General features: G+C 72.8%; 24 protein-coding genes. 13 read left to right on the top strand and 11 right to left on the bottom strand.

Annotated elements, in window-relative coordinates:
- Positions 1–74: 74 nt before the first annotated feature.
- Both recF and dnaN read right to left on the bottom strand, forming a co-directional pair.
- Positions 75–1,220: a DNA replication/repair protein RecF gene (gene recF, locus FHS87_RS02070; RefSeq protein WP_184513387.1), complete on the bottom strand. Its 1,146-nt coding sequence runs from the start codon at positions 1,218–1,220 to the stop codon at positions 75–77.
- A gap of 123 nt (positions 1,221–1,343) precedes the next feature.
- Positions 1,344–2,471, bottom strand: a complete 1,128-nt coding sequence (gene dnaN / locus FHS87_RS02065) for a DNA polymerase III subunit beta (RefSeq protein ID WP_184513385.1) — start codon at positions 2,469–2,471, stop codon at positions 1,344–1,346.
- A gap of 168 nt (positions 2,472–2,639) precedes the next feature.
- Between dnaN and FHS87_RS02060 the strand changes: the two genes are divergently transcribed.
- A complete protein-coding gene (locus FHS87_RS02060; protein ID WP_184513383.1) occupies positions 2,640–3,647 on the top strand; it encodes a zinc-dependent alcohol dehydrogenase family protein in 1,008 nt (335 codons plus the stop codon).
- Between the two features lie 21 nt (positions 3,648–3,668).
- On the opposite strand, the gene dnaA is transcribed toward FHS87_RS02060, so the two are convergent.
- The 5 genes from dnaA to FHS87_RS02035 all read right to left on the bottom strand — a co-directional run bounded on the left by dnaA (position 3,669) and on the right by FHS87_RS02035 (position 8,275).
- A complete protein-coding gene (dnaA, locus tag FHS87_RS02055; RefSeq protein ID WP_184513381.1) occupies positions 3,669–5,159 on the bottom strand; it encodes a chromosomal replication initiator protein DnaA in 1,491 nt (496 codons plus the stop codon).
- 254 nt (positions 5,160–5,413) lie between these two features.
- Positions 5,414–5,686: a 30S ribosomal protein S20 gene (gene rpsT / locus FHS87_RS02050; RefSeq protein WP_184513379.1), complete on the bottom strand. Its 273-nt coding sequence runs from the start codon at positions 5,684–5,686 to the stop codon at positions 5,414–5,416.
- 120 nt (positions 5,687–5,806) lie between these two features.
- Entirely contained in the window at positions 5,807–6,586 is a 780-nt protein-coding gene (locus FHS87_RS02045) for an enoyl-CoA hydratase (protein WP_184513377.1), read from the bottom strand.
- Positions 6,587–6,649: 63 nt separating this feature from the next.
- A complete protein-coding gene (locus tag FHS87_RS02040) occupies positions 6,650–7,513 on the bottom strand; it encodes a DMT family transporter (protein WP_184513375.1) in 864 nt (287 codons plus the stop codon).
- 69 nt (positions 7,514–7,582) lie between these two features.
- Positions 7,583–8,275: an SIMPL domain-containing protein gene (locus tag FHS87_RS02035; RefSeq protein WP_184513373.1), complete on the bottom strand. Its 693-nt coding sequence runs from the start codon at positions 8,273–8,275 to the stop codon at positions 7,583–7,585.
- 176 nt (positions 8,276–8,451) lie between these two features.
- On the opposite strand from FHS87_RS02035, the gene FHS87_RS02030 reads away from it, so the two are divergent.
- Positions 8,452–8,838 carry a PH domain-containing protein gene (locus FHS87_RS02030; RefSeq protein ID WP_184513371.1) on the top strand — a complete coding sequence of 129 codons (387 nt, stop codon included), beginning with the start codon at positions 8,452–8,454 and terminating at the stop codon, positions 8,836–8,838.
- 3 nt (positions 8,839–8,841) lie between these two features.
- Here FHS87_RS02030 and FHS87_RS02025 read toward each other — a convergent pair whose 3' ends face one another.
- Complete coding sequence (locus FHS87_RS02025; protein ID WP_184513369.1) at positions 8,842–10,632, bottom strand: thiamine pyrophosphate-requiring protein; 1,791 nt, start codon at positions 10,630–10,632, stop codon at positions 8,842–8,844.
- A gap of 221 nt (positions 10,633–10,853) precedes the next feature.
- Here FHS87_RS02025 and FHS87_RS02020 point away from each other — a divergent pair, with 221 nt between their 5' ends.
- The 4 genes from FHS87_RS02020 to FHS87_RS24135 all read left to right on the top strand — a co-directional run bounded on the left by FHS87_RS02020 (position 10,854) and on the right by FHS87_RS24135 (position 14,925).
- Entirely contained in the window at positions 10,854–11,756 is a 903-nt protein-coding gene (locus FHS87_RS02020; RefSeq protein ID WP_312861847.1) for a DMT family transporter, read from the top strand.
- A 91-nt stretch (positions 11,757–11,847) separates the two neighbouring features.
- A complete protein-coding gene (locus tag FHS87_RS02015) occupies positions 11,848–13,572 on the top strand; it encodes a cation:proton antiporter domain-containing protein (protein WP_184513367.1) in 1,725 nt (574 codons plus the stop codon).
- Positions 13,569–14,303 (top strand): alpha/beta hydrolase, encoded by a 735-nt coding sequence (locus FHS87_RS02010; RefSeq protein WP_184513365.1) that lies wholly within the window; start codon positions 13,569–13,571, stop codon positions 14,301–14,303. The genes FHS87_RS02015 and FHS87_RS02010 overlap by 4 nt, the downstream gene beginning before the upstream one ends.
- Positions 14,304–14,388: 85 nt before the next feature.
- Positions 14,389–14,925, top strand: a complete 537-nt coding sequence (locus FHS87_RS24135; protein ID WP_184513363.1) for a cupin domain-containing protein — start codon at positions 14,389–14,391, stop codon at positions 14,923–14,925.
- Positions 14,926–14,941: 16 nt separating this feature from the next.
- Here FHS87_RS24135 and FHS87_RS02000 read toward each other — a convergent pair whose 3' ends face one another.
- Together FHS87_RS02000 and FHS87_RS01995 are read right to left on the bottom strand one after the other, a co-directional pair.
- Positions 14,942–15,916, bottom strand: a complete 975-nt coding sequence (locus FHS87_RS02000; protein ID WP_184513361.1) for a threonine ammonia-lyase — start codon at positions 15,914–15,916, stop codon at positions 14,942–14,944.
- A complete protein-coding gene (locus FHS87_RS01995) occupies positions 15,913–17,031 on the bottom strand; it encodes an NAD(P)/FAD-dependent oxidoreductase (RefSeq protein WP_184513359.1) in 1,119 nt (372 codons plus the stop codon). Before FHS87_RS01995 ends, FHS87_RS02000 begins: the two co-directional genes overlap by 4 nt.
- Before the next feature lie 247 nt (positions 17,032–17,278).
- Here FHS87_RS01995 and FHS87_RS01990 point away from each other — a divergent pair, with 247 nt between their 5' ends.
- The 4 genes from FHS87_RS01990 to FHS87_RS01975 are packed head-to-tail and all read left to right on the top strand — an operon-like array spanning position 17,279 to position 20,659.
- Entirely contained in the window at positions 17,279–18,343 is a 1,065-nt protein-coding gene (locus FHS87_RS01990) for a methionine ABC transporter ATP-binding protein (protein WP_184513357.1), read from the top strand.
- Positions 18,340–19,005 (top strand): methionine ABC transporter permease, encoded by a 666-nt coding sequence (locus FHS87_RS01985; RefSeq protein ID WP_221299431.1) that lies wholly within the window; start codon positions 18,340–18,342, stop codon positions 19,003–19,005. Before FHS87_RS01990 ends, FHS87_RS01985 begins: the two co-directional genes overlap by 4 nt.
- Before the next feature lie 17 nt (positions 19,006–19,022).
- Positions 19,023–19,823, top strand: coding sequence for a MetQ/NlpA family ABC transporter substrate-binding protein (locus tag FHS87_RS01980; protein WP_184513355.1), 801 nt, complete (start codon positions 19,023–19,025; stop codon positions 19,821–19,823).
- A gap of 17 nt (positions 19,824–19,840) precedes the next feature.
- The gene (locus FHS87_RS01975) at positions 19,841–20,659 is read left to right on the top strand and encodes a MetQ/NlpA family ABC transporter substrate-binding protein (protein ID WP_184513353.1); all 819 of its coding nucleotides are present in this window, start codon (positions 19,841–19,843) and stop codon (positions 20,657–20,659) included.
- Positions 20,660–20,743: 84 nt separating this feature from the next.
- Here FHS87_RS01975 and FHS87_RS01970 read toward each other — a convergent pair whose 3' ends face one another.
- Positions 20,744–22,255, bottom strand: coding sequence for a lytic transglycosylase domain-containing protein (locus tag FHS87_RS01970; protein WP_184513351.1), 1,512 nt, complete (start codon positions 22,253–22,255; stop codon positions 20,744–20,746).
- 288 nt (positions 22,256–22,543) lie between these two features.
- Here FHS87_RS01970 and FHS87_RS01965 point away from each other — a divergent pair, with 288 nt between their 5' ends.
- From FHS87_RS01965 to FHS87_RS01955, 3 genes are all read left to right on the top strand, one after another.
- Positions 22,544–23,164, top strand: coding sequence for a glycine zipper 2TM domain-containing protein (locus FHS87_RS01965; RefSeq protein ID WP_246417776.1), 621 nt, complete (start codon positions 22,544–22,546; stop codon positions 23,162–23,164).
- A 64-nt stretch (positions 23,165–23,228) separates the two neighbouring features.
- Positions 23,229–24,071 (top strand): ABC transporter permease, encoded by an 843-nt coding sequence (locus FHS87_RS01960; protein ID WP_184513349.1) that lies wholly within the window; start codon positions 23,229–23,231, stop codon positions 24,069–24,071.
- Positions 24,072–24,075: 4 nt separating this feature from the next.
- Positions 24,076–24,822, top strand: coding sequence for an ABC transporter ATP-binding protein (locus tag FHS87_RS01955; protein ID WP_184513347.1), 747 nt, complete (start codon positions 24,076–24,078; stop codon positions 24,820–24,822).
- Positions 24,823–24,912 lie beyond the last annotated feature (90 nt).

Here is a 24,912-nt window from a genome sequence, read left to right as displayed (position 1 = left end):
GGAAATCGGCCGAGCCGGGTTGAGCCCGCCCGGAAGGGCTCCCGGCAGACGTGTAGCGCGGAGAGGATAGCCCCCTAGCCCGGCGCCACGCCCTCTGGGCCGATCGAGAACAGCTCCGCCACCCCGTCGAGGGAGGCGAAGACCCCCGGCTCCGTCCCGGTCAGGAAGCTCTGGGCAGGCAGGGCGGCGAGGGCCGCGAACAGGGCCTCCCGCCGGGTGGCATCCAGGTGCGCCGCGATCTCGTCCAGCAGCAGCAGCGGCGCGAAGCCGCGCAGGGCGGCGATCAAGGCGGAATGGGCGAGCACGGTGGAGATGAGCAGCGCCTTCTGCTCGCCCGTGGAGCACAGCTCCGCCGGAACGCCCTTGGGCAGATGGGAGAGGCGGAGGTCGCAGCGATGCGGGCCGGCCAGGGCCATGCCCGCCGCGGCGTCCCGGCCCCGGCGGGCGGCCAGGGTCTCGCGCAGCCCGTCCTCCACGGCCAGGGCGGACTGCGTCTCCAGCGCGGCGGCCGTCTCGCATTCCAGGGCGCAGAGCGCGGCGGGGAAGGCCCCGGCGACGCCTCCGGCCAGGGCGCCGTTGAGCTGGGCGATCAGCGAGCGCCGGGCGGCGGTGAGGGCCACGCCGTGCCGGGCCATGGCGTCCTCCAGCCCGTCCAGCCAGCGGGGCTCCGCGCGCCCTCCCTCGCGCGTCTCGGCCAGGAGCCGGTTGCGCTGGGTCATCGCGTTCTCATAGGCCGAGACCTCGCGGGCATGGTTCGGGTCCAGCGCCCAGACCAGGCGGTCGAGGAAGCGGCGGCGGCCGGAGGCGGCCTCCTGGAACAGCCGGTCCATCTGCGGGGTGAGCCAGACGGCGGCCACGAGCCGGCCAAGCTCCGCCTGGGTCCGCACGGGCTCGCCGTTCAGGCGGAAGGCGCGCTTCTCGGCGGGGCCGTCATGGGCGGTGCCGGTGCCGAGGTCGAACTCCCCTTCCGGCCCCTCGAAGCGGCCGGAGACGGCCCAGGGCAGGCCTTCCTCCCCCACATGACGGCCGAGATCGGCGATGCGCGCGCCGCGCAGCCCGCGCCCGGGGCCGAGCAGGCTGATCGCCTCCAGGAGGTTCGTCTTGCCCGACCCGTTCTCCCCCGCGATCACCACGATCCCCGCGGAGACGCGCAGGGCGGTGCGGGCGTGGTTGCGGAAGTCCTGCAGCTGCAGGCGCGTCAGGCGGAGGGAGGGGGTCACGCGGAGGGGGTCACGCGGAGGGGGTACCGAGGGGGATGGGCGCCCCGCTGCCCGCCGTGCCGGCCCTGCCCCCGGCCCGGCGCGGCCGGAAGGGGCGGGGCGGCCCGTCGGAGAGGCGCGGGGTCAGACCCGCATCGGCATCAGGACGTAGAGGGCCTCGGGCTTGGAGGCGTCCTGCACGATGGTGGGGGCGGAGCCGTCGGCGAAGCGGAACTCCACCTGCCCGTCCACCTGGTCCGTGATGTCCTTGAGGTAACGGGCCTGGAAGCCGATCTCGAGCGGGGCGGAGTCATAGGCCACCGTGTCGCCCTCCAGCTCCTCCTGCGCCTGCCCCTGGTCCGGCGAGGCGGCGGTGAGGAGGAGGTGGTTCTTCTCCAGTGACAGCTTCACCGGGCGCGAGCGCTCGCTGCTGATCGCGGCCACGCGGTCCACGGCGGCGGCGAAGGCGTTCTTGTCCACGGAGAGGAGCCGGTCGTTCCCCTTGGGGATCACGCGCTCATAGTCCGGGAAGGTGCCATCGATCAGCTTGCTGGTGAGGGTGACGCTGCCGAGCTTCACCTGCAGCTTCGTGTCGGAGAGCCGCATCTCGATCTCGTCCACCGTCTCCTCGGCCAGCTTGCGCAACTCGGCGATCGTCTTGCGGGGAACGATCACGCCCGGCATGCCCTCGGCCCCATCGGGCAGCGGCTCCTCCACGCGGGCGAGGCGATGGCCGTCCGTCGCCACCGCGCGCAGCACCTTCGTGCCGTCCACCTCGGTCGCGTGCAGGTAGATGCCGTTGAGGTAGTAGCGCGTCTCCTCCGTGGAGATGGCGAAGCGGGTGCGGTCCACGAGGTCCCGCAGCATGCCGGCGGTGACGCTGAACTTGTGGGGGAGCTTGCCCTCGGTCATGGAGGGGAAGTCCTCCACCGGCAGCACCATCAGGCTCGTGTTGTAGCGGCCGGCGCGCAGCGCCAGCGGGGCGTCCCCGCCGCGGTGGTCCAGCTCCACCTTCACCCCGTCGGGCAGCTTGCGGACGATCTCGAACAGGGTTGCGGCGGGCGCCGTGCAGCGACCCTCGCGCCCGACTTCGATGCCGCCCACCTCCTCGACGATCGCGATCTCCATGTCGGTCGCGGTCAGGCGGAGCCGGCCCTCGGCGGCGTCGAGCAGCACATTGGCCAGGATGGGGATGGTGTTGCGCCGCTCCACCACGCTCTGGACATGGGCGAGAGCCTTGAGGAGCACCGCCCGGTCCACCGTGAACTTCATCGCCGCCACCCCCGTAACGCGCTGGAGGCGACAGCCCCCCGGATGAGCCCTCTATCATCCTGAAAACTCGGCGTGAAGACTCGGGCCGGGAATGCGGCCTTTCCGCACCCCGCACGGACACCCCTCCCCGCCCCGCGCGTTCGAACGGGGATCGATGCGGAGAGAGCCATGCGAGCGATGGTGGTGCGCGCCCCCGGCGGGCTGGAGAGGCTGGAGAGGGTGGAGCGCCCTGACCCCGGCGCGCCCGGCCCGGGCGAGATCCGGGTCGCCCTCCATGCCAGCTCGCTGAATTTCCACGACTACGGCGTCGCCAGTGGCCGGGCCCGGGCCGAGGACGGGCGCGTGCCGATGTCCGACGGCGCAGGGGTGGTGGAGGCGGTCGGCACGGGGGTGACGGATTTCCGCCCCGGCGACCACGTCGTCTCCTGCTTCTTCCCGGACTGGCAGGACGGCCCGCCGGAGATCGACAACTTCTCCCGCACCCCCGGCGACGGCATCGACGGCTTCGCCCAGGAGGTGGCCGTGCGCCCCGCCACTGCCTTCACCCGCGCGCCGCGGGGCTTCAGCCATGTGGAGGCCGCGACCATCACCACGGCCGGGCTCACGGCCTGGCGGGCGCTGGTGGTGGATGGCGGGCTGAAGCCGGGGGACACGGTCCTCGCCCTCGGCACGGGCGGGGTGTCCATCTTCGCGCTCCAGCTCGCCAGGCGGATGGGCGCGCGGGTGATCATCACCTCCTCCTCCGACGAGAAGCTGGAGCGTGCCCGCGCCCTCGGCGCTGATGAGGTAATCAACTACCGCCAGGAGGGGGAATGGGGCGCCCGGGCGCGCGACCTCACCGGCGGGCGCGGCGTGGACCATGTGGTGGAGGTCGGCGGGCCCGGCACCCTCGCCCAGTCCATCGCGGCCGTGCGGGTGGGCGGGCATATCTCGCTCATCGGCGTGCTCACCGGCCGGGCGGGCGAGGTGCCCACCGCGGCGCTGATGGCGAGGCATGCGCGGCTGCAAGGGCTGATCGTCGGCAGCCGGCGCCACCAGCAGGACTTCGTGCGCGCCCTGGATGACGGCGCGCTGCGCCCCGTGATCGACCGGAGCTTCCCGCTGGAGGATCTCGCCGAGGCCTTCCGGCACGAGGAGTCCGGCAAGCACTTCGGCAAGATCGGGGTGGAGTGGTAGGGGGCCGAAAGCCCCCCCCTCTCAGGTCTCCAGCATCCGCCGGAGAAGCTCGACATCCTCGGCGAAGCCGGCATCGCCCTGCATCAGCTCCGCGACGCGGGAGACGGCGTGCATCACCGTCGTGTGGTCGCGGTTGCCGAAGCGCCGGCCGATCTCGGGGAGGGAGCGGGAGGTGAGCTGCTTCGAGAGATACATCGCCACCTGCCGCGGCCGCGCCACGTTCCGCGCGCGGCGGGCCGAGGACATGTCGGTCAGGCGGATGTTGTAGTGCTCGGCGACCCGCTTTTGGATCTCCTCGATCGTCACCCGCCGGTCATGGGCGCGCAGGATGTCGTGCAGCACCTCCTGGCAGGATTCCAGCGTCACCGGCCGGCCGAAAAGGTTCGCATGGGCGATGAGGCGGTTCAGCGCCCCTTCCAGCTCGCGCACGTTCGAGGTGATCTTGTGCGCCAGGAACTCCAGCACCCGCGCCGGCACGTCCACCTGCGCGGTGTTCGCCTTGCTCTCCAGGATCGAGATGCGCAGCTCGTAGGTGGTCGCGTGGATGTCGGCCACCATACCGCAGCCCAGCCGCGTCCGCAGCCGGTCCTCCAGCCCCGCGAGGTCGCTCGGCGGCTTGTCGGAGGAGACGACGATCTGCTTGCCCTGGTCCACCAGCGCGTTGAAGGTGTGGAAGAACTCCTCCTGCGTGTTGTCCTTGCCGATCAGGAACTGCAGGTCGTCGATCATCAGCACGTCGACGGAGCGGAGGCTCTCCTTGAACTCCATCGTGCTCTGCGAGCGCAGCGCCGCGATGAAGCGGTACATGAACTTCTCGGCGGACATGTAGGCCACCGAGCGGCCCGGCCCGCCCGCCTGCGGCTCGCGGATCGCCCAGGCGATCGCATGCATCAGATGCGTCTTGCCCAGCCCCACCCCGCCATAGAGGAACAGCGGGTTGAAGCCCGGCGAGTTCGGCTTCTCGGCCACGCGGCGCGCGCAGGCATGGGCGAACTCGTTCGGCTTGCCGACGATGAAGCTGTCGAAGGTGAAGCGGGGATCGAGCGGCGCGGCCCAATCACTACGGGAGTCGGCGCTGCGGGCCTCGGGCCTCGCGGCCTCGGCGCGGATCTCGCCCGCCGGGCGGGTCGCGGCCAGCGGCTCGGCCAATTCGGCGCCGTCCACGACGGCGGGGGCTTCCGCGGCGGCGGCCCGCGCCCCGTCGGCGGGGGAGGCGACGCGGATATCCACCCGGCGCACGCCGACCGACTCGGCCTGCCACAGCGCCCTCAGCCGGTCCCCGTACTGGCCGCGCAACCAGTCCCTGAGGAAGCGGGTGGGGACATGGATCACCGCCTCCTCGTCCTCCACCCCGGCCAGGGTGAGCTGGCGCAGCCAGGTGCGATACTCGGCCTCGCCCACCTCCTCGCGCAGGCGGCCTCGGATGCGCGCCCAGGCGGCGTCCAGCCGCGCCCCGTCGGGCAGGCCCGAGGCCGGGACGGCGGACGTGGCATTGGCGTGCTGATCCGGCATGCGATCCACCCCCTGCCCCTTAGCGCCCACGTCGCCGCGGGCGCCCCCTCTATCCTGAAAGGTAACTTGCGGCCCCGGGAGCGGCCAACGCCAAACACGTTCCCGGCAGACCAGACCCGGCAAACCCGGCCCGGCAGACCAGAGACCCGGCGCAAAGAAAAACGCCACGGCGCGGAAGCACCGTGACGCATCCGCATCACAGGTCTACTTGGTCATGACTTGGCGGAGGGCGCCGTGCTGGCGCCCCTCACTTGTCAGGCGGCGGCGCCGATCGCCTTGATCCGCGCGGACAGGCGCGAGAGCTTGCGCGCCACCGTGTTGTCATGCGTCACGCCCTTGTCGGCGGCGCGCTGCAGCTCGGGCTGGGCAAGGCGGAACGCCTCCTGGGCCTTCGCCTTGTCGCCGCCGGTGATCGCGTCCTCGACCGCACGCAGGAAGGTGCGGACGCGCGAGCGGCGGGCGCGGTTGCGCTCGGTGCGCTTCTCGATCTGCCGGATGCGCTTGCGCGCGGAAGCGGTGTTCGCCATGGGCCTTAGGGATACCAGTCGAAATGTTCTCGGGACGCGCACCGCCTGGGGCAGCCGCGGGAAGGGGGGCGTTCTATCCACAGCCCCCCTGGGAGTCAAGGAAAGAGCTCGCCCCCTCCCTCACGCGTTCCGGAAGGCGGGTTTGCGCTTCTCGGCGAAGGCCGACATGCCCTCCTTCTGGTCCTCGGTCGCGAAGAGGCTGTGGAAAAGGCGGCGCTCGAAGCGCACCCCCTCGCGCAGGGTCATCTCATAAGCGGCGTTCACCGCCTCCTTGGCCATGACGACGGAGGGGAGAGAGAAGGAGGCGATCGCCTCGCCCATCCTCACGGCCTCGTCCAGGAGCGACTCCACCGGCACCACGCGGGTGACGAGGTTGCAGCGCTCGGCCTCGGCGGCGTCCATCATCCGCCCGGTCAGGATGAGGTCCATGGCCTTGGACTTGCCGACGGCCCGGATCAGCCGCTGGGTGCCGCCGGCACCGGGGATGATGCCCAGCTTGATCTCGGGCTGGCCGAACTTCGCGTTCTCGGCCGCGAGGATGATGTCGCACATCATGGCCAGCTCGCAGCCGCCGCCGAGGGCGAAGCCCGCCACCGCCGCGATCACCGGCTTCCTGATGGTGAGGACCGTCTCCCACTTCGTGCCGATGAAGTCCTCGAAATGGACGGCGGGATAGGTGCGGTCCTTCATCTCCTTGATGTCGGCCCCGGCGGCGAAGGCCTTCTCGCTGCCCGTCAGCACGATGGCCCCGATCGCGTCATCGGCCTCGAAGGCCCGGAGCGCCTGCCCGACCTCGGTCATCAGCTGATCGCAGAGGGCGTTCAGCGCCGAGGGCCGGTCGAGCGTGATCAGCCCCACCTTGCCGCGCGTCTCCACCCGGATCATCCCGTAATCGGCCATTCCGTCCTCCCGTTCCGTCGGCGCAGGCTGTGGCGGGGCGCGGGCGCGGTCAACGGGGGCTCATCAGCCCCGGCGCCGCTCCGGCCAGCCCATGACGATCCCGCCAGCCGCGATCACGGCGGCGCCCAGCATCGTCCAGCGGTCGGGCGGGTCCCCGAAGAAGAGGGCGGAGGAGAGGGTGGCCCAGACGAGCTGGGTGTAGGTCATCGGCGCCAGGATGCTGGCGGGCGCCCGGGAATAGGCCTGGATCAGGAGGTAGTGGCCGGCCGAGCCGAAGATCCCGGCCAGCATCACCAGCAGCCAGGCCCAGGCCGCCGGCGGCTGCCAGACGAAGGGCTGGGCCAGCCCCGCCACCGCCCCGGCGGCGAGGCCGGTATGGAGGATGATGGTGCCGGGCCCGTCCACGGTGGAGAGCTTGCGGGTCAGGATCTGGTAGGCCCCGAAGAAGGCCGCGGTGCCCAGGGGCAGGAACAGCGCCCAGTGCGGGGTCTCGCCCGTCAGGAAGGGCGGGCGCAGCGCGAGCATCACCCCGGCCAGCCCGATCCCGATGCCCACCCAGCGCCGGCGCCCCACCATCTCCCCGAGGAAGAGCGCGGCCAGCCCGGCGGTGAAGATGGGCGAGGCGAAGGTGACGGCGGAGGCGTCGGCCAGGGGGATGTAGGACAGGGCGATGACGAAGAGCAGGTTGGCCGCGAGCAGGGTGAGGCTCCGAACGGTCTCCAACCCCGGCCTGCGGCTCCGCCAGGGAAGGCGGCCCGTGGCCAGCCGCAGGGCCAGGGCCACCACCAGCGTGTGGAAGAGGAACCGGAGGAAGATGATCTGCGGCACGGGGTAGTGGGCGGTGAGGAGCTTCGTCACCGTGTCCAGCGCGACGAACAGGGCGATGGCCGCGCATTGGAGCAGCAGGCCGGCGAGGATGGGCGACATCGGCGGGCTTATGGCACGCGCCGGCCCGGCCGTCCCGCGCGGCCGGCCCCCACCCCCGAGCAGGATGGGTCAGTTCGGCGCCAGCACCACCGCGGCCGCCACCGTGGCCGTCACCACCACGTCCTCGGCCTGGGCGACGGGCGCCGGGGCGGCGCGGGCCGCCATGGCCTGCGCGAGCATCGGCCGGGGCGCGGGAGGATCGGGCGCCTCGAGCTGGATCTCGGCGATTCGCTCCACCCTCATGCCCATCTGGGATGCCACGGCCTCGGCGCGGCGGCGCAGGGCCTCCAGCGCCATCGAGGCCGCCTCTTGCCGCGCCGCACGCGCCGTCTCGCGCGCCAGGGTGTGCTGGATCCCGCCCAGGGCGAAGCCCCGGGACTGCAGCGCGCCCGCGAGCTCCAGGATCGGCGCCTGTTCCTTGCCACGCAGCGCGAGGGTCTGGCTGGAAACCCAGCGCGGCGGGTCCTCCTGCCGCCAGGTGAAGGGGGCGCCGGTGGTGGTTGTCACGGAGGCGGTGCCGCGCGCCGTCTCCAGCGCGGCGGCCATGGCCCGGTTCACGCCCGCCTGCGCGGCCGCGGCGACGGAATCGCGCGCCTCGAAGCGGAGCAGCGCCTGCACCTCGTCCGGCACGCGCGTGACCTCCGCGGTCTCCGAGAGGCGGAGCAGCGTGCCGGGGCCGGCGAAGACCGGCGCGGGCTGCGCGCCGGCCCTGGCGGCGAGAAAGGGAAGGGCCAGGGATGCGGTGAGGAAGGTGCGTCTCATAGGGGCCGATGCTCCGCCGTGGCTGCGGCGAAGATGGGGCACGGACGGGCCACGGGCGGGGCGGCGGACGAAGATGTGAGCGGGCGAGATCCCGGGCGAGGCCGCGCCGTGCGAGGCGGGGATTTCGGTCCCCCGCGGAAACAACCTAACCTTCCGCCGCTTCGGGAGGAGAGACCATGCTGGGCAAGCTGCTGGGCGCCGTGACGGGCGATGCCGGACAGGTGGCGCCGGAAGCGCTGGGCGAGCGCTTCCTCCAGGCCCTGCTGCCGGACGAGACGGTGCTCGCCGCCTTCCGCACCGTGCGGGACGGCTTCGCCCTGACCGACTGGCGGCTGCTGATCATGGACCGGCAGGGCGTGACGGGCTCGAAGACCGCCGTGGTCAGTGTCCCCTACCGCTCCGTCCTGCGCTTCTCGGTCGAGACCGGCGGGACGCTCGATCTCGACGAGGAGCTGCGGATCTGGGACCGCGCGGGCGCGGATCCCTGGTCCTTCAGCCTGCGCCGCGGCGGGGGTGCCGCGGCGCTGGCCCAGCGCATCCTCTCCGAGAGGCTGAGGGGATAGGGCTCAGCCCTTCCCGCCGGGCAGCACGGCGTTGATGACCTGCTTCGCGGTGTCGAGGATTACGCTGCCCTTCTCCGGATCGCCGGCCAGGGCCTTGGCGAAGTGGAGCGCCTGCTCGACCGTGGTGTGCGGGGGCAGGGGCGGTACGTTCGGGTCCGTCCGGATCTCCAGCACCACCGGGCGGTCGGAGGCGAGGGCCTGGTCCAGGGCCTCGGGCACCTTCGCGGGGTCGTCCACGAAGATGCCGCGCAGCCCGGCCAGCTCGGCGAAGCGGTGATAGGGGAAGTCGGGGATGCGCTGCGTTTCCTCGAACTTCGGCATCCCCTCCATCACCCGCTGCTCCCAGGTCACCTCCGTCAGGTCCTGGTTGTTGAGGACGAGGCAGATCCAGGTGGGGTTGGACCACTTCCTCCAATGGGCGCCGACGGTGATCAGCTCGGCCATGTTGTTCATCTGCATCGCGCCGTCGCCCACCATCGCGATCACGGGCCGGTCGGGATGCGCCATCTTCGCCGCGATCGCGTAGGGAACGGCGGCCCCCATGCTCGCGAGGCTGCCGGAAAGGGAGCCCATCATCCCCTCGCGGATCTGGAGGTTGCGCGCGTACCAGTTGGCGCAGGAACCGGAATCGCTGGTGAGGATGACGCGGTCCGGCAGGCGCTTCGACAGTTCCTGGAAGGGGAGCTGCGGGTTGACCGGATCGGCGGAGGCCGCGGCCCGCTTCTCCAGCAAGTCGAACCAGTCCTCTCTCCCCTCGGCGATGCGCTCGCGCCAGGAGGTGTCCGTCTTCTGCTCGAGCAGGGGCAGGAGGGCGCGGAGGGCTTCCGCGGCGTCGCCGCAGAGCGGCACCTCCATGGGGTAGCGCAGGCTCAGCATGGCGGGCTGGATGTCGATCTGCACGCCGCGCGCCTGGCCCTCCTTCGGCAGGAACTCCGACCAGGGAAAGCTGGAGCCGACCATCAGGAGCGTGTCGCACTCCATCATCAGGTCCCAGCTCGGCCGGGTGCCGAGCAGGCCGATGGTGCCGGTGACCCAGGGCAGGTCGTCAGGCAGCACGGTCTTGCCGAGAAGCGCCTTGGCCGCGCCGGCGCCGAGCCTGTCCGCCACCGCGATCAGCTCCGGCACCGCGCCCGCCGCCCCGGCGCCGACGAGGATGGCGACCTTCTTGCCGGCATTCAGCACCTCGGCCGCGCGGCGCAGGTCCTCGTCGCGCGGGATGACCCGGGGCGGGGTCCAGCCCACGCCGGAATGGATCGTGTTGTGCTTGTGCGGCGGGTCCTCATAGGGCTCGTCGGGCAGGTCGTTCGGCACGATGAGGGCGGTGACGCGGCGCTCGGCCATGGCGGTGCGCATGGCGCGGTCGATCAGGTGCCGCATCTGCGAGGGCACCGTCGCCTGCTGCACGAAGCCGCTGGCCACGTCCTTGAAGGCCGTCAGCAGGTCCACCTCCTGCTGGTAGTGGCCGCCGATCGCGGTGCGGCCGGTATGGCCGGCAATGGCGAGCAGCGGCACATGGTCCCCGGCCGCGTCGTACATGCCGGTGATGAGATGCGTGGCGCCGGGGCCGCTGGTGGAGAGGCAGACGCCGACCTCGCCGGTGAACTTGGCATGGGCGACGGCCATGAAGGCCGCCATTTCCTCGTGCCGCGCCTGGACGAACTCGATCTTATCGGTGCCGAAGCGCTGGAGGCCGGCGAGCAGCCCGTTCACCCCGTCCCCGGGATAGCCGAAGACTCGCCGCACCCCCCACTGGTGCAGCCGCTCCCAGAAGAAATCGCCGACCTTCTTCGCCATGGCATCCTCGTCGCGGGGGGATCGGGCGGCCGTTGCCGGGGGCAAGGGCCCGGAGCGCCGCGCCCTTCCGTGGGGCACCCCCTCCGAACGGGACCTTCCACGCGGGGTTGCGCCGGTTGACGGGGCGGGAGGCCCGGCCGACCCTGCGCGCCCGACCGGAGTGACCCCGCACCGATGCGCCGCGCCCCCCTCCCCTCGCCTGCCCGGAGGGGCTGAACCCCGTGCCGCTCTGGCTCGGCGCCACCCTCACCGCGGCGCTCTTCCAGTGCTGGCGCACCGCGCTCCAGCAGAAGCTCCGCGGGGCGCTCTCGCTGAACGCCGCGGCCGTGGTGCGCTACCTCTACGGCCTGCCGCCCGGCCTCGCCCTGCTGGCGGGCTGGTGGTGGGCGACGGGCGGCACCCTGCCCGCCTTCGGGCCGCAAGTCCTGGCCCTCTGCGCGGTCGGTGGGCTGCTGCAGATTTTCGGCACCGTCCTCCTCATCGCCTCCTTTGCCCCGCGCGGCTTCGCCGTCGGCACCGCCTATTCCAAGACCGAGGCGCTGCAGGGCGCGATCTTCGCCATCATCCTGCTGGGCGAGCACCTCTCCCCCCTGGCCTGGGCGGGGATCGGCCTCGGCGTCCTCGCGGTGCTGTGGCTCTCCCTGGCGGGGCAGGTCTCGGGCCTGCACCAGGCTCTCAGGGCCACGGCGCAGCCGGCGGCGCTCTGCGGCATCGCCGCCGGGGCCTGCTTCGGCCTGACGGGAATCGCGATCCGCGCGGCGAACCAGGAGCTGGCGGCGCCGGACCCCGTGCTGGGCGCGCTCTGCACCCTCGTCGTCACCAACGTGATGCAGACGGTGATGCAGGGCGGCTGGCTGCTGGCGCGGGAGCCGGCCTCGCTGGGCCAGGTGTTCCGGAACTGGCGGAACGCGGCGCCGGTGGGACTGCTCTCGGCGCTCGGCTCCGCCTGCTGGTTCACCGGCTTCGCCCTCGCGCCCGTCGCCCTGGTGCGCTCGGTCGGGCAGGTGGAGATCGTCTTCACCCTCGCCTTCGGCCGCTGGTACCTGCGCGAGCCGATCAAGCCGCGCGATGCGGCCGGCGCGGTGCTGATCGTACTGAGCGTGGTGCTCGTCCTCCTCGGTTGAGAGAGGGCCGGGGAGCGCCGCGAAAAGGCCACCGTCCCTCCACCGATCCGCCCTGGCCCTCGCCCCCGCCGGCTGCGACAAGGGATGTCCGATGCATCACGCGCCGCCGTTCCTCGCCAGCCTCGTCATCGGCCTCGCCGTCGCCTTCCTCTTCGGGCTCGCGGCGCGGCTGCTGCGGATGCCGCCGCTGGTCGGCTACCTCGTGGCGGGCGTGGTGGTGGGCCCGAACACGCCCGGTGTCAGCATCGACGGCGCCTTCACCAGCACCATGGCCGAGGTGGGGGTCGGGCTCCTCCTCTTCGGCGTCGGGCTGCATTTCCGCTCGCGGGACCTGCTGGCGGTGTGGCGGGTCGCGGTGCCCGGGGCGACGGCGCAGGTGGCGATCAGCACCCTGCTCGGCGCCGCGCTCGCCATGGCCCTGCCCGGCCTCGGCCTCGGCCCGGCCCTCGTCTTCGGCCTGACCCTCGCCATCGCCTCCACCGCCGTCGCCACCCGGGCACTGGAAGAGCGCGTGCGGCTCTCGGGCGAGGCGGGGCGGATCGCGCTCGGCTGGCTCGTCCTGCAGGACCTGCTGGTGGTGCTCGGCCTCGTTCTCGTGCCCGCGGCCTCCGGCGGGCATGACGGGATCGCGGGCGCGGCCCTCCTCGCCGTCGCGAAGCTCGCCAGCTTCGCGGCGCTGATGCTGGTGGTGGGCCGGCGCACCCTGCCCTGGGGGCTGGAGAGGGTGGCCCGCTCCGGCTCGCGGGAGCTGTTCACCCTGGCCGTCGTCGCGGTCGCGCTCGGCGTGGCCTTCGGCGCCTCCACCTTCTTCGGCGTCTCCTTCGCCCTCGGCGCCTTCTTCGCGGGCGTGGTGCTGGGCGAGAGCGACCTCGGCCACCAGGCCGCGGCCGAGACGCTGCCGCTGCAGCGGATCTTCGCGGCGATCTTCTTCGTCTCGGTCGGCATGCTGCTCGATCCCCGCTCGGTGCTGGACGCGCCGCTGGTCTCCCTGCTCGCGCTCGCCGTGGTGCTGCTCGGCACGGGGGGCGGAACCCTGCTCCTCCTCGTCGCGCTGCGGGTTCCGCCCGCGACCGCCGCGACGGTCGCCGCCGCCCTCGCCCAGATCGGCGAGTTCTCCTTCGTGCTGATGGAGCTGGCGATCGGGCAGGGCATCCTGCCCTCCGCCCTGCGCGGCCCGATCCTGCTGGGCAGCTTCGGCGCCATCCTCCTCATGCCCCTCACCTTCCGGGCCTTTGCGGCGCTCGCCGCCCGGATGCCGGACAGGTCCCGCCCGGCCCATGAGAGCGAGGAGCGCCTCCGCGCCGTCCCGCACCGGCCGGAGGGGCACGCCATCGTGGTCGGCTACGGCCGGGTGGGCGTGCTGGTGACGGCCGCGCTGCGCCGCCACGACCTGCCCGTCATCGTGGTGGAGGACGACCGCCAGCGGGCCGGGATGCTCCGCGCGCAGGGCGTGCCCGTGCTCTGGGGCAATGCCACCCAGCCCGAGATGCTGGAGGCAGCCGGGGTCGTCCGCGCCCGGCTGCTGATCGTCACCCTGCCCCTCGCCTGGGAGGCGCGGCGGGTCGTGGAGCTGGCGCAGGCCGCCAATCCCGGGCTCGCGGTGACGGTGCGCGCCCATCAGGATGCCGAGGTGGACTGGCTTCGACATCAGGACTCCACCGGCCTTGCCGTGATGGGGGAAAGGGAGGTTGCCCTGGGAATCGCCGATTTCGCGCTTCAGCGCATGGGAGTGGCGGCGGGACTTGCCCAGTCCACGGTGGACGCGCTGCGCCGCCGCCGCGTGGCGGACGCCGCCGCGGCCGGGCTCGGCGCATGAACCCCCGCTTCGACCCGCCGGCGGGGCAGCCGGCCCGCGCGCGGCTGCTCCTGCTGCACGGCGCGGCCTGTGGCCCCTGGATCTGGGCCGAGGGCTTCGCCCAGCGCCTCGCGGCCGCCGGGCACCCCTGCGAGGCCCTGACGCTGGACGGGCACACCCTCTATGACCGGCTCTCCGCCGTGCGCGCCGCCCTGGTGCGCGGGCCGGCGCTGCTGGTCGGGCACTCGCTGGGGGCGCTGATCGGGCAGCGCCTGCTGGACGATCCCCGGGTGCGCGGCGCCGCCCTCATCGCCCCCGTGCCGCCGGAAGGGCTGTGGTGGGCCAACGCGCATCTGGTCGCTTCCGACCCCGTCCTCTGGAACGAGGTGGCGCGGATGACGGGGCCGGGCGAACCCTCCCCCGCCGTGCTGCGCGGGCTGTTCGGCCCCGCGATGGATCCGGCCGCCGCCCTCCGCTACGCGTCCCGGCTCGGCCACGAATCTCCGGCCGCGCTGATGGAGGCGCAGATGCCGCAGCCCATTGTCCCCGGCTGGGTCCACGGCCGCCCCGTGCTGGTGCAGGCCGCGGAGCACGACCGCCTCATCCCGCGCGATGCCGTGGAGCGCTGCGCCGCCTGGCACGGCGTTCCGGTGGAGGTCCTGTCCGGGGCCGGGCACCTCGTCATGCTCGATGCGGGGTGGGAAGTGGCGGCGGAACGGATCGCGGCCTGGGCGGCGGGAGTGCCGCGCTAGGTTCTCCCGGGCGAGGCCGCGACCGCCCCTGGCAACTTCCCGATCCACCGCCACGTTCGTTCCGCTCGAACGAGCGGAGGCGACAGTGGCAGACAGCGGCTTGCGGATGGCCCAGGCGGGCGAGGCGGTTCCCTTCGAGATCCCCGGCGCGACCGGCGAGTTCCGGATCCAGATCCTGAACGAGGACCGGGACAAGGGGGTGGTCACCTCCATTGTCCACCTGCCCCCGGGCGGGGTGATCCCCGCGCACTACCACGAGGCCGGGTCCGAGATGCACTACGTGCTGGAGGGCGACCTGATCGAGGCCGGCGAGCCCCTCTCGGTCGGCGCCTTTCTCACTCACGCCAAGGGCGTGGTGCATGGCCCGCACGAGAGCAAGGGCGGCGCGAAGGTGCTGACCGTGCAGACCTGGCAGAGCGAGGGCGGCAACTTCGACTTCCGCCCGGCCGAGGGCGGCGCCGCGGCCGGCTCCGGCGGGAGCGGCGGCTCGCAGAGCTCCGGCAGCCAGGGCCCGGGCAACCAGGGCTCGGGCACCGGAGAGGCGGGCAGTACGACGAAGAATATCGGCGCCGAGACGCAGGAGGCGGCCGCCGCGGACCGCGAGGAGAAGGGCTACTCCTGAGCCCTCGCGCCCCGGCTCAGGCCAGGGCGCGCGCGAAGACGGCGGGGTCCACGTTCCCACCGCTGATCACCACGCCGACCGTGCGGCCCCTGGCGGGGACATGCCCCGCCAGGACGGCGGCCAGCGCCACCGCGCCGCCCGGCTCTGCGACGATCTTCAGGTGATCGAAGGCGAAGCGCATCGCCTTCAGCACCTCGTCCGGCGTCACGGCGACACCGCCGGCCAGCCGGGGCTGGTTCACCGCGAAGGTGATCCGCCCCGGGGCGATCGAGAGCAGCGCGTCGCAGAAGGTGGAGCCCTTGCCGTCCGCCCGCAGCCGCTCGCCGGCGGCAAGCGACCGGGCGGTGTCGTCCCAGCCTTCCGGCTCCACGGCGAAGACCTCCGTGCCCGGGCTCATGCCCTCCACGGCCAGGGCGCAGCCGCCGACCAGCCCCCCGCCCCCGGTGCAGACGGCCAGCGCGTCCATGCGGAGCCCGGCGGCGGCCGCATCCTCGATCAGCTCCAGAGCGACGGTTCCCTGGCCCGCGATCACGTCGGGATGGTCGAAGGGCGGGATCAGGGCGGCGCCGCGCTCCTCGGCCAGCCGGTCGGCCAGCGCGTCGCGGTCCGTGCCCAGCCGGTCGAAATGGATAATCTCCGCGCCCCAGCGCCGGGTGCTCTCCACCTTGATGGCGGGGGCATCCTCCGGCATCGCGATCAGCGCGCGCACCCCCTCGGAGGCGGCGGCGCAGGCGATCGCCTGGCCGTGGTTGCCGGAGGAATGGGTCACCACCCCGCCCGCGCGCTGAGCGGCGGAGAGCCGCGTCACGGCATTCGTCGCCCCCCGGAACTTGAAGGAGCCGGTGCGCTGGAGCGGCTCCGGCTTCACCAGCACCGTGCCGCCCGTCAGGGAGTCCAGTAGGGGATGGCGGAGCATCGGCGTGCGGACGACCCGCCCGGCCAGCCGCGCCGCCGCGGCGCGGACATCCTCGTAGGTGGGAAGCTCGGTCATGCGGTCACCTTTGCGAAGCGGCGGGGATCGACGAGGGGCACCACGTCCCGCAGGCCTTCGGGGTCCTCCCCGTTCACCAGCATCGCCAGCAGCCGCCCGGCGGCGGGCGCGGTCTGGATGCCGTAGCCGCCCTGGCCGCAGTTCCAGAAGAAGCCCGGCGTGCCAGAGGGACCGATGGCCAGGCCGCGGTCGGGGGTGAAGGTCCGCAGCCCGGCCCAGCGGTGCTCCACCCGGCGCACGGGGATGTCGAGCGCCGTCTCGAACCGGTCCACGGCGATGGCCACGTCCAGCTCGTCCGGCTGGGCGTCCAGGGGATCGCTGTCGGTCTCGTCGGCCGGGGAGACCATCAGCTTGCTGCGCGCCTCCGGCCGGGCGTACCAGCTATGGGCCACGTCGCCGAGCAGAGGCCAGGCCGTGACGTCGTGGGGCGCGGGATCGACGATCAGCGCCGTGCGCCGCTTCGGCTGCAGGCCGAGCGGGGCCACCCCCGCCATGCGCGCGACCTCGTCCCCCCAGGCGCCCGCGGCATTCACCAGCACGGGCGCGGCGAAGACCGTGCCGTCCCGGGTCTCGGCATGCCAGGCCCCGCCCTCATGCCAGAGGCGCCCGGCCCTCCGCCGCAGGGCGAGCACGCCGCCATGGGCGCGCAGGAGGCGAAGGAAGCCGGCATGCAGCGCGGCCACGTCCATGTCGAAGGCGTTGCGCTCGATCGCGGCCGCCACCGCGTAGCCCGGCCGCAGCGCCGGCACCATGGCGCGCACGGCCCCGGGCGTGATCGGCTCGATCCCCTCCCCCCGCGCCATCAGCGCCTCCAGCGCCGGGACCTGATCCTCGGGCGCGAGATGGACGACGGGGCGCGGTGCCATCAGCGGCGCATCCGCGAAGCCCGGCGGAGGGTTGCGGAAGAAGTCGCCCGAGGCCGCGGTGAGACTCTGCGCGTCCGCCGTGCCGTAGTTCAGGATCCAGATCGCGGCGGAGCGGCCGGTGGTGTGATAGCCCGCGCTCTCCTCCGCCTCGATGAGGGCCGTGCGGCGGGTGGGGGCGAGATGGGCCGCGGCCGTCGCGCCGCCGATGCCGGCGCCGACCACCAGCGCCTCGAAGCGTTGGATGTCCATGCGGGCCATGGTGCGGCCCGGCAGGGTCCGGGGCAACCCGGGCGCGTTGACAGCGTTGCACGCGCGCCTTAGGTGCGATTCCGAAAATCACGCCAGAATTCAGGAGAAATTTCGCCACGGCAGGCGCCGCGCTGCCGCCGGGATCGAGCCAGGGTCCGAATGGCGGCCCGGACGGTTTCCGAGCGCCGCCCCTCGTGGCAGACCCCGCGGGCCTGACCGCCCTTCCATCCCCTTCAGGGTCCGCACCATGCCCGACGATCCCGGCCCGCGGCCGGCCATATCCCTGCACGGCCTGACCCGCGAGTTCCGCGGGCGCGGCACGCCGCTCTGGGCGCTGGACGGGGTTTCCCTTGAGGTCGCGCCGGGGGAGATCTTCGGCATTGTGGGCCGCTCGGGCGCGGGCAAATCCACCCTGCTCCGCTGCGTGAACCTGCTGGAGCGGCCGGATTCGGGCCGCGTGACCGTGCTGGGCCAGGAGATCACCTCGCTGGACGAGGCCGCCCTGCGCGGGGCGCGGCGGGGCATCGGCATGGTGTTCCAGCACTTCAACCTGCTCTCCGCCCGCACCGTGGCGGGCAACATCGCCTTCCCGCTGGAGATCGCCGGCGTGCCGAAGGCCGAGCGGGAGGCGCGAGTGGCCGAGCTTCTGCCGCTCGTCGGGCTGGAGGAGCGGCGGGACTACTACCCCGCCCAGCTCTCGGGCGGGCAGAAGCAGCGGGTGGGCATCGCCCGCGCCCTCGCCTCCCGCCCCCGCATCCTCCTCTGCGACGAGGCGACGAGCGCGCTGGATCCCGAGACGACGGAGGAAATCCTCTCCCTCATCCGTTCCATCCGCGACCGGCTGGACCTCACGGTGCTGCTGATCACCCATGAGATGGCCGTGGTGAAGGCCATCTGCGACCGGGTGGCCGTGATGGAGGCCGGGCGCGTGATCGAGGAGGGCCGCGTCTTCGACGTCTTCACCCGCCCCGCCCACGCCACCACCCGCCGCTTCGTCTCCGAGGTGATCGGCCATGTCGTGCCGCCCGGCACGGTGGCCCGCCTGCCCGACGCGAATCCGGGGGAGGAGCGGCGGCTCCTGCAGGTGCTCTTCGCCGGTCCCTCCTCCACCCGTGCCGTGGTCAGCGAGGCCTCCCGCCGCTACGGGCTGGACCTGAACATCGTCTCCGGCCGCATCGACGCGATCGGGGCGGAACCCTACGGCCTCATGGCGCTCGCCGCCTATGGCCCGCCCGCCGCCATCGCGGAGGCCACGGCCTGGATGCGGGCCTTGGGCCTCGACGTCACCGAGATCGGGGAGGACCCGGCATGATCCCCTGGCTGCCGCCCGCGCTGACGGACCTCCTGATCGAGGCCGCCTGGCAGACCCTGCTGATGACCTTCGGCGGCGCCGTGGTCGCGATCGCCCTCGGCCTGCCGCTCGCCCTGCTGCTGCACACCACCGCGCCAGGCGGCCTGGCCCCGAACGGCTGGGTCAACCGGCCGATCGGGCTGCTGGTGAACGCCATCCGCTCCACGCCCTTCATCATCCTGATGGTGGCGATCGTGCCCTTCACGCGGCTGGTGGCCGGTACCTCCATCGGGACCACGGCGGCGCTCGTGCCGCTGTCCCTGGCCGCCACCGCCTTCATCGTGCGCCTCTTCGAGAACGCGCTGCGCGAGGTGGACCGCGGCGTGATCGAGGCCGCCCGCGCCATGGGCGCCACCCGCACCCAGATCATGACGCGCGTGCTGGTGCCCGAGGCCCTGCCCGGCATCATCGCGGCCATCACCGTCACCCTCGTCGGGCTGGTCGGCTACTCCGCCATGGCGGGGGCGATCGGCGGCGGCGGGCTGGGCGATCTCGGCATCCGCTTCGGCTACCAGCGCTTCATGCCGGAGGTGATGGCCACCGTCGTGCTGATCCTCATCATCTTTGTTCAGGGGCTGCAATCCCTGGGCGACCTCCTCGTCCGGCGCTTCAGCCGGCGCTGACATCTGGGAGAAGAACAATGCCCGTCACACGCCGTTCCCTCGCGGCCCTCGCCGCCCTCGCCCCCGCCGCCGCCCTAGCGCAGGATATCGGAACGGCCGCGCGCCCGCTCCGCATCGGCGTCACCGCCGGGCCGCATGCCCAGACGATGGAGAAGGTGCGCGAGATCGCGGCACGGGACGGGCTCGTCCTCCGCATCGTCGAGTTCACCGACTACATCCAGCCCAACGCGGCCCTCGCCGCCGGGGACCTCGACGCCAACTCCTACCAGCACCAGCCCTTCCTGGACGCGGCGGTGCGGGACCGGCGGCTGCCGCTGGTCTCCGTCGGCAAGACCATGATCTTCCCGATGGGCCTCTACTCCCGCCGCCACAAGGCGCCGGGCGAGGTGCCGGCCGGCGCCCGCGTGGCGGTCCCGAACGACCCAAGCAATGGCGGGCGCGCCCTCGTGCTGCTGGCCAGGGCCGGGCTCTTCGGCTTGAAGGAGGGCGCCGACCACACCGCCTCGGTGGCCGACATCACCGCCAACCCCCGCCGCATCCGCGTGGTGGAGCTGGAGGCCGCGCAGCTCCCCCGCGCGCTGGAAGAGGTGGAACTGGCCGCGATCAACACGAACTACGCCATCAATGCCGGGCTGAACCCCGTTCGGGACGCCATCGCCATCGAGGGGGCGGACAGCCCCTATGCCAACCTCATCGTCGTGCGGCAGCCGGACCGGGACGCCCCCTGGGTGCGGCGCCTGCTCGCGGCCTATCAGAATGACGAGGTGAAGAACTTCGTCCAGGCCACGTTCCAGGGCTCCGTCGTCCCCGCCTTCTGACCCGAAAGGATCACGCCATGCTTCGCCGCCCCCTCCTCCTCGCCGCCCCCGCGCTGCTGCTCGCGCGCGGCGCCCTCGCCCAAGGTGCCGCCATCGGCACCGCGGCCCGCCCGCTCCGCGCCGGGGTGACGTCCGGGGTCCATGCCCAGGTGCTCGAGCAGGTGCGCGACACCCTCGCCAAGGACGGCTTCGTCGTCCGGATCACGGAGTTCTCCGACTTTATCCAGCCCAACGTGGCCCTGCAGGGCGGCGAGATCGACGCGAACACCTACCAGCACCAGCCCTTCCTGGACGCCCAGAAGTCGCAGCGCGGCTACGACTTCGTGCCCGTCGGCAAGACGGTGCTGACGGCCATGGCCGTGTTCAGCCGCAAGGTGAAGTCGCTGAACGAGCTGGCGAGCGGCGCCCGCGTCGCCATCCCGAATGACCCGACCAATGGCGGCCGCGCCCTCGTGCTGCTGGCCGAGGCCGGGCTGTTCAGGCTACGCCCCGGCGCCGACTTCCGGGCGACCGTGGCCGACATCACCGAGAACCCCAAGCGCATCCGCGTCGTGGAGCTGGAGGCCGCCACCATCGCCCGCGCGCTGGACGACGTGGACGCCGCCGCCATCACCGGCAACTACGCCGTGCCCGCCGGGCTGCAGCCCGGGCGCGACAGCCTCGTCGCGGAATCGGCCGAGGGCGCGAGGACCAACCCCTATACCTGCCTCGTCGTGGTGCGCCGCGCCGACGCGCAGGCCCCCTGGGCCGCCCGGCTCGCGGCGGGCTACGCGGATCCGGCGGTGAAGGCCTTCGTCGAGCGGAGCTTCGGGGGCGCCGTCGTCTCCGGCAGCTGAGGGCCGGGCTGGGCACGGAAAAAGAAAAGGCCGGGGATCCCTCCCCGGCCTTTCTCGTTCGTGGGTAGCGTTGGGCCTTGCCGCTCAGCCCTGCGCGTCGGGCGAGATCACCATGCAACTGCCGCGCGCGCGCAGGCGGTCGCAGGCGCTCTGCGCCGCGTCGCGCGAGAGGCCAGTGACCCGCGCGCGGTACAGCGTGCCACGGCCCTGCGCGACGGGGGTGACGGAGAGGCTGCCGTTCCCGGCGCCGCTCCGCGCCTGGCCGGCGGCGTCGCGCGCCAGATTCTCGCTCGCGAAGGCCCCGACCTGGATCGCCCAGCTGCCGGAAGCCGCGGGAGCGGAGGGAACGCCGGCGCGCATCACGCCCGGGGGCATGCCGTTCTGCCGCGCCACCGGAGCCGGGAGCGTGCCGGCCTGCGCCGGGGGAACGAGGAAGAAGCCGCGCTGCGCCGGGCGCTCGGGCGCGGAGGGGCGCGCCTCGGCCTGTGCGACGGCGAAGGGGCGCGAGGGCGGGGACATCGGGGCCGCGGCGGGGGTGGGCGGGTTGGGGATCAGCTCCATCCGCGACACCACCACCGGCGCGGGCTCCCGCGAGTAGGTGGAGCCATCGGGGATGGGGTCCATCCGCGAAACCACGACAGGCGCGGGCTCGCGCGAGTAGGTGGAGCCGTCGGGGATCGGCTCCATGCGGATGACGTTGGGGCCGAGCGAGGCGAGCTGCGTCTGGGCGAGCTGCGGCTGGGCCGGCACCGGCGCGGGCGCAGAGGACTCGGCATAGGTCGAGCCGTCCGGGATCGGCTCCATGCGGATGACGGTGCCGGCGAGCTGCACGGGCTGGATGCCGGGGTCCACGGCGCGACGCTGCTCGCGCAGGGCGAGCATGGTGCCCGGATCGCCCGTCCGGCGGGACGGCGGGTTCAGGCCGATATCGGCGGCGGCGTAGACCTCGTCCGGCGCGCGGCGGCTGGGATGCGCGCCCTGGATGCGCGGGCCAATGCGGGCGACGTAGTTGCGCGTCTCCTCCGGCATGCGGCCACCGGCCCAGAGATAGTTCTCCAGGCGCTTCGGGCCGCCGTTATAGGCCGCGAGGAAGCCCGGCGAGCCGTAGAGGTCGTACATCTCGCGGATATAGGCCGTGCCGGCCATGATGTTCGACCAGGGGTGGTAGGGGTCGTCCCCCAGCCCGTGCCTGGCATTCAGCTCGGAATAGGTGCCGGGCATGAGCTGCAGCAGCCCCATCGCCCCGACGCGGGAGGTGGCGCTGAGGCGGCCGCCGCTCTCCTGGCGCATCACCTCGCGAATCCAGCGCTCCGGCACGTCGAAGCGGCCCGAGGCCTCGCGGATATAGGGGCCCCAGGGATCGGAGGAGGGACCGGGCGGATCGTAGCTGGCCGGTCGGTTGGAAGCGGCGGAGCGGTAGCTGGTGGTCGGGCCGGTCTGGGGCTGGCTGCCACAGGCCGCCAGCGCCGCCACCACCGACATCACGGCCAGGGCCCGCGCGCCTCGGCGCAGGCCGGGCGCACTCACCGCGTGCAGGCCGGACGCGCTCGCCGCGCGCAGGCTCGGCGCGAATGCGCCATGAGCGATCAGGCTCATCCCCCTCAACCCCCTGTCCTCTGCCCTGCCGGTTGCCCGGCGGGCGCGGGAAGCCAACGGCACCGCGTCCCCACGCGCCACCGCCGGCCACCGCCGGTTGCGATCAACTCTCGCGTTGCCAGGGCTAACGGATGCTTGCGGCCGCGGCAAGGAGACTTTGCGGCCTTGTGGCGGCAGAATCGCAGGGAAGACTGGCCCGCCGCATGTATCGGAATATTGAGCGGGGCTGGTCGGAGTCAGCCGAACACTCGATCTTCGCGTTTACTCATCCTTTTCCGGAGGAATGCCATGCCCGTCCGTCACCGCTCCCTCTCGATCATGCGCGCCGGCCTGGCGGTTGCTGTTCTCGCCGGCGGCGTCGCCGCCTGCGCGCCGCAGCAGACCGGCGGCACCTATACGACCGCCGCAATCGGCCGCACGGCGGCCGTTTCCTATGGAACCATCGTGGGCACCCGCCCCGTAACCGTCCGGGGCAATGGCAGCGGCCTGGGAACGGCCGCGGGCGCCGTGGCGGGCGGCGTGGCCGGCTCCTTCATCGGCGGCGACCCCCGCTCGAACGTGCTGGGCGGGCTTGGCGGGGCACTGCTCGGTGGGCTCGCCGGCAATGCCCTGGGGTCCGGCGTCAGCACCGCCCAGGCCGTGGAGTTCACCGTGCGCGAGGACACGGGCGGCGACTTCCAGACGGTGCAGACGAACGAGGAGGGGCTGCAGGCCGGGGACCGCGTCGTGATCTCCCGCGGCGACCGCACCCGGCTCAGCCGCGCCGCCGGCGGGCCGCCGCCGACGGCCTATGCACCGGCCGGCGCCTATGCCCCGCCCGGCGGCTACGCGCCGCCCGCCTATGGCGCACCGCCCGCCTATGGCGCTCCGGCGGGATATGGCGCCACGCCCGGCGTCGTCTACCGGTAGCCGGACCCAGGTGCCCCGCCCGGCGCTGGCCGGCGGGGCACTGGCCGGTGTATAGGCCCGCCCGATGCTCGCAGGCCCGCTCCTCGCCCCCGATACCTACGCCTTCAACGCCGCCGCGCCGCGCCGCGCGGAGCTGGCGCGCGCCGACCTGCGAAAGGGCTTCGCCTCCTGGCGGCTGGCCTGGGCTCTCGCGAGACTCGATCTGCGGAACCGCTACCGCGGCTCCGTGATCGGGCCGTTCTGGATGACCCTCTCGACGGTCCTGATGATGATGGGGCTGGGGCTTCTCTATTCCCGGCTCCTCGGGCTCAGCCTGGGCGAGTACCTGCCGCATCTCACCGTCAGCCTCGTGGTCTGGAATATCCTCGCCGGCATGGTGACGGATGCCTGCACCTCGATGACGAGCGCGGAGGGCGTGATCCGGCAGCTCCGCATCCCGTTCACCGTCCACGCCCTGCGCAGCGTGTTCCGCAACGGGCTGACCGCGGCGCACAGCCTGCCCCTCATCCCGCTGGTCTTCCTCCTCTTCGGCCATCTTCCCGGCCCCGAGGCGCTGCTGGCCCTCGTGGGCATCGGCCTCCTCCTGGCCAACGCGTTTTTCGCCTCGATCCTGCTGGGAATGCTCTGCGCGCGGTTCCGCGACATCGCCCCAATCGTGGCGAACGTCATGCAGCTCGCTTTCTTCCTCACGCCGATTCTCTGGAAGCCGGAGCTTCTGAAGGACCTTGCCGTGTGGCTTCCGCTCAATCCCTTCTACGCGCTTCTGGAGACGATCCGCGGCCCGCTGGTCGAGGGCGGGGGCCAGCCCCTCGTCTGGCTGGCGGCCATCCTCTACACCCTGGCGCTCGGCGCCGTGTCCCTCGCCTTCTTCGTCCGCTTCCGCGGGCGGCTGGCCTTCTGGGTTTAGGCTCATGGCCCGTATCGAAGCGAAGGACCTGCGGGTCGAGTTCCCGCTCTACCACCTGGGCGCGCGCAGCCTGAAGAAGCGCCTCCTGGCCCGGGCCGCCGTGCGCGTGCGGACGGACGAGGCGAACCGCGTGGTGGTCAGCGCCCTGCGCGACCTCAACTTCCGCATCGAGTCCGGGGAGCGGGTCGCGCTGGTCGGCCGCAACGGCGCGGGCAAGACGACGCTGCTCCGCTCGCTCGCCGGGATCTACGAACCCGTGGGAGGAGAGTTGCGGATCGAGGGCTCGGTCGGCTCCCTCATCGACCCCGCCGCCGGCATGGATCCGGACAGCACGGGGCGGGAGAATGTCCGCCTGCGCGCCCTCTACCGGAACCTCGACCTGGCCGGGCAGGCAGCGCTGGAGGAGGAGGTGACGGCCTTCGCGGGGCTCGGCGAATTCATGGACGTGCCGATCAAGGGCTACTCGGCCGGCATGTCCATCCGCCTGGCCTTCGCCATCGCTACCGCCATGCAGCCGCAGGTCCTGCTGATGGACGAGTGGTTCATGGCCGGCGACGCCGCCTTCATGGAGAAGGCCGAGGCAAGGCTGGTGAACCTTATCTCCGGCGCCGACATCATGGTGATCGCCACCCATGACATGGACATCGCCCGGCGCTGGTGCACCCGCGCCATCCGGCTGGATGCCGGCCGCATCGTGGCCGACGGCCCCGTGGAGCCGGTGATCTCAGCGATGCTGTCCGAGGTGGCCTGACCTCACCCCTTCCCCTGTGCCTGGAGGGCGGCCCGGAGTGCGTGCTGGACGCGGTCGAGTTCGTCGTCGGTGAGGGCGGGGAAGCTGGGC

This window comes from Muricoccus pecuniae (genome assembly GCF_014199205.1).
Lineage (GTDB): Bacteria > Pseudomonadota > Alphaproteobacteria > Acetobacterales > Acetobacteraceae > Roseomonas > Roseomonas pecuniae.
The sequence above is the reverse complement of the archived record's forward strand: the minus strand, read 5'-3'. Positions and strand labels throughout refer to the sequence as shown.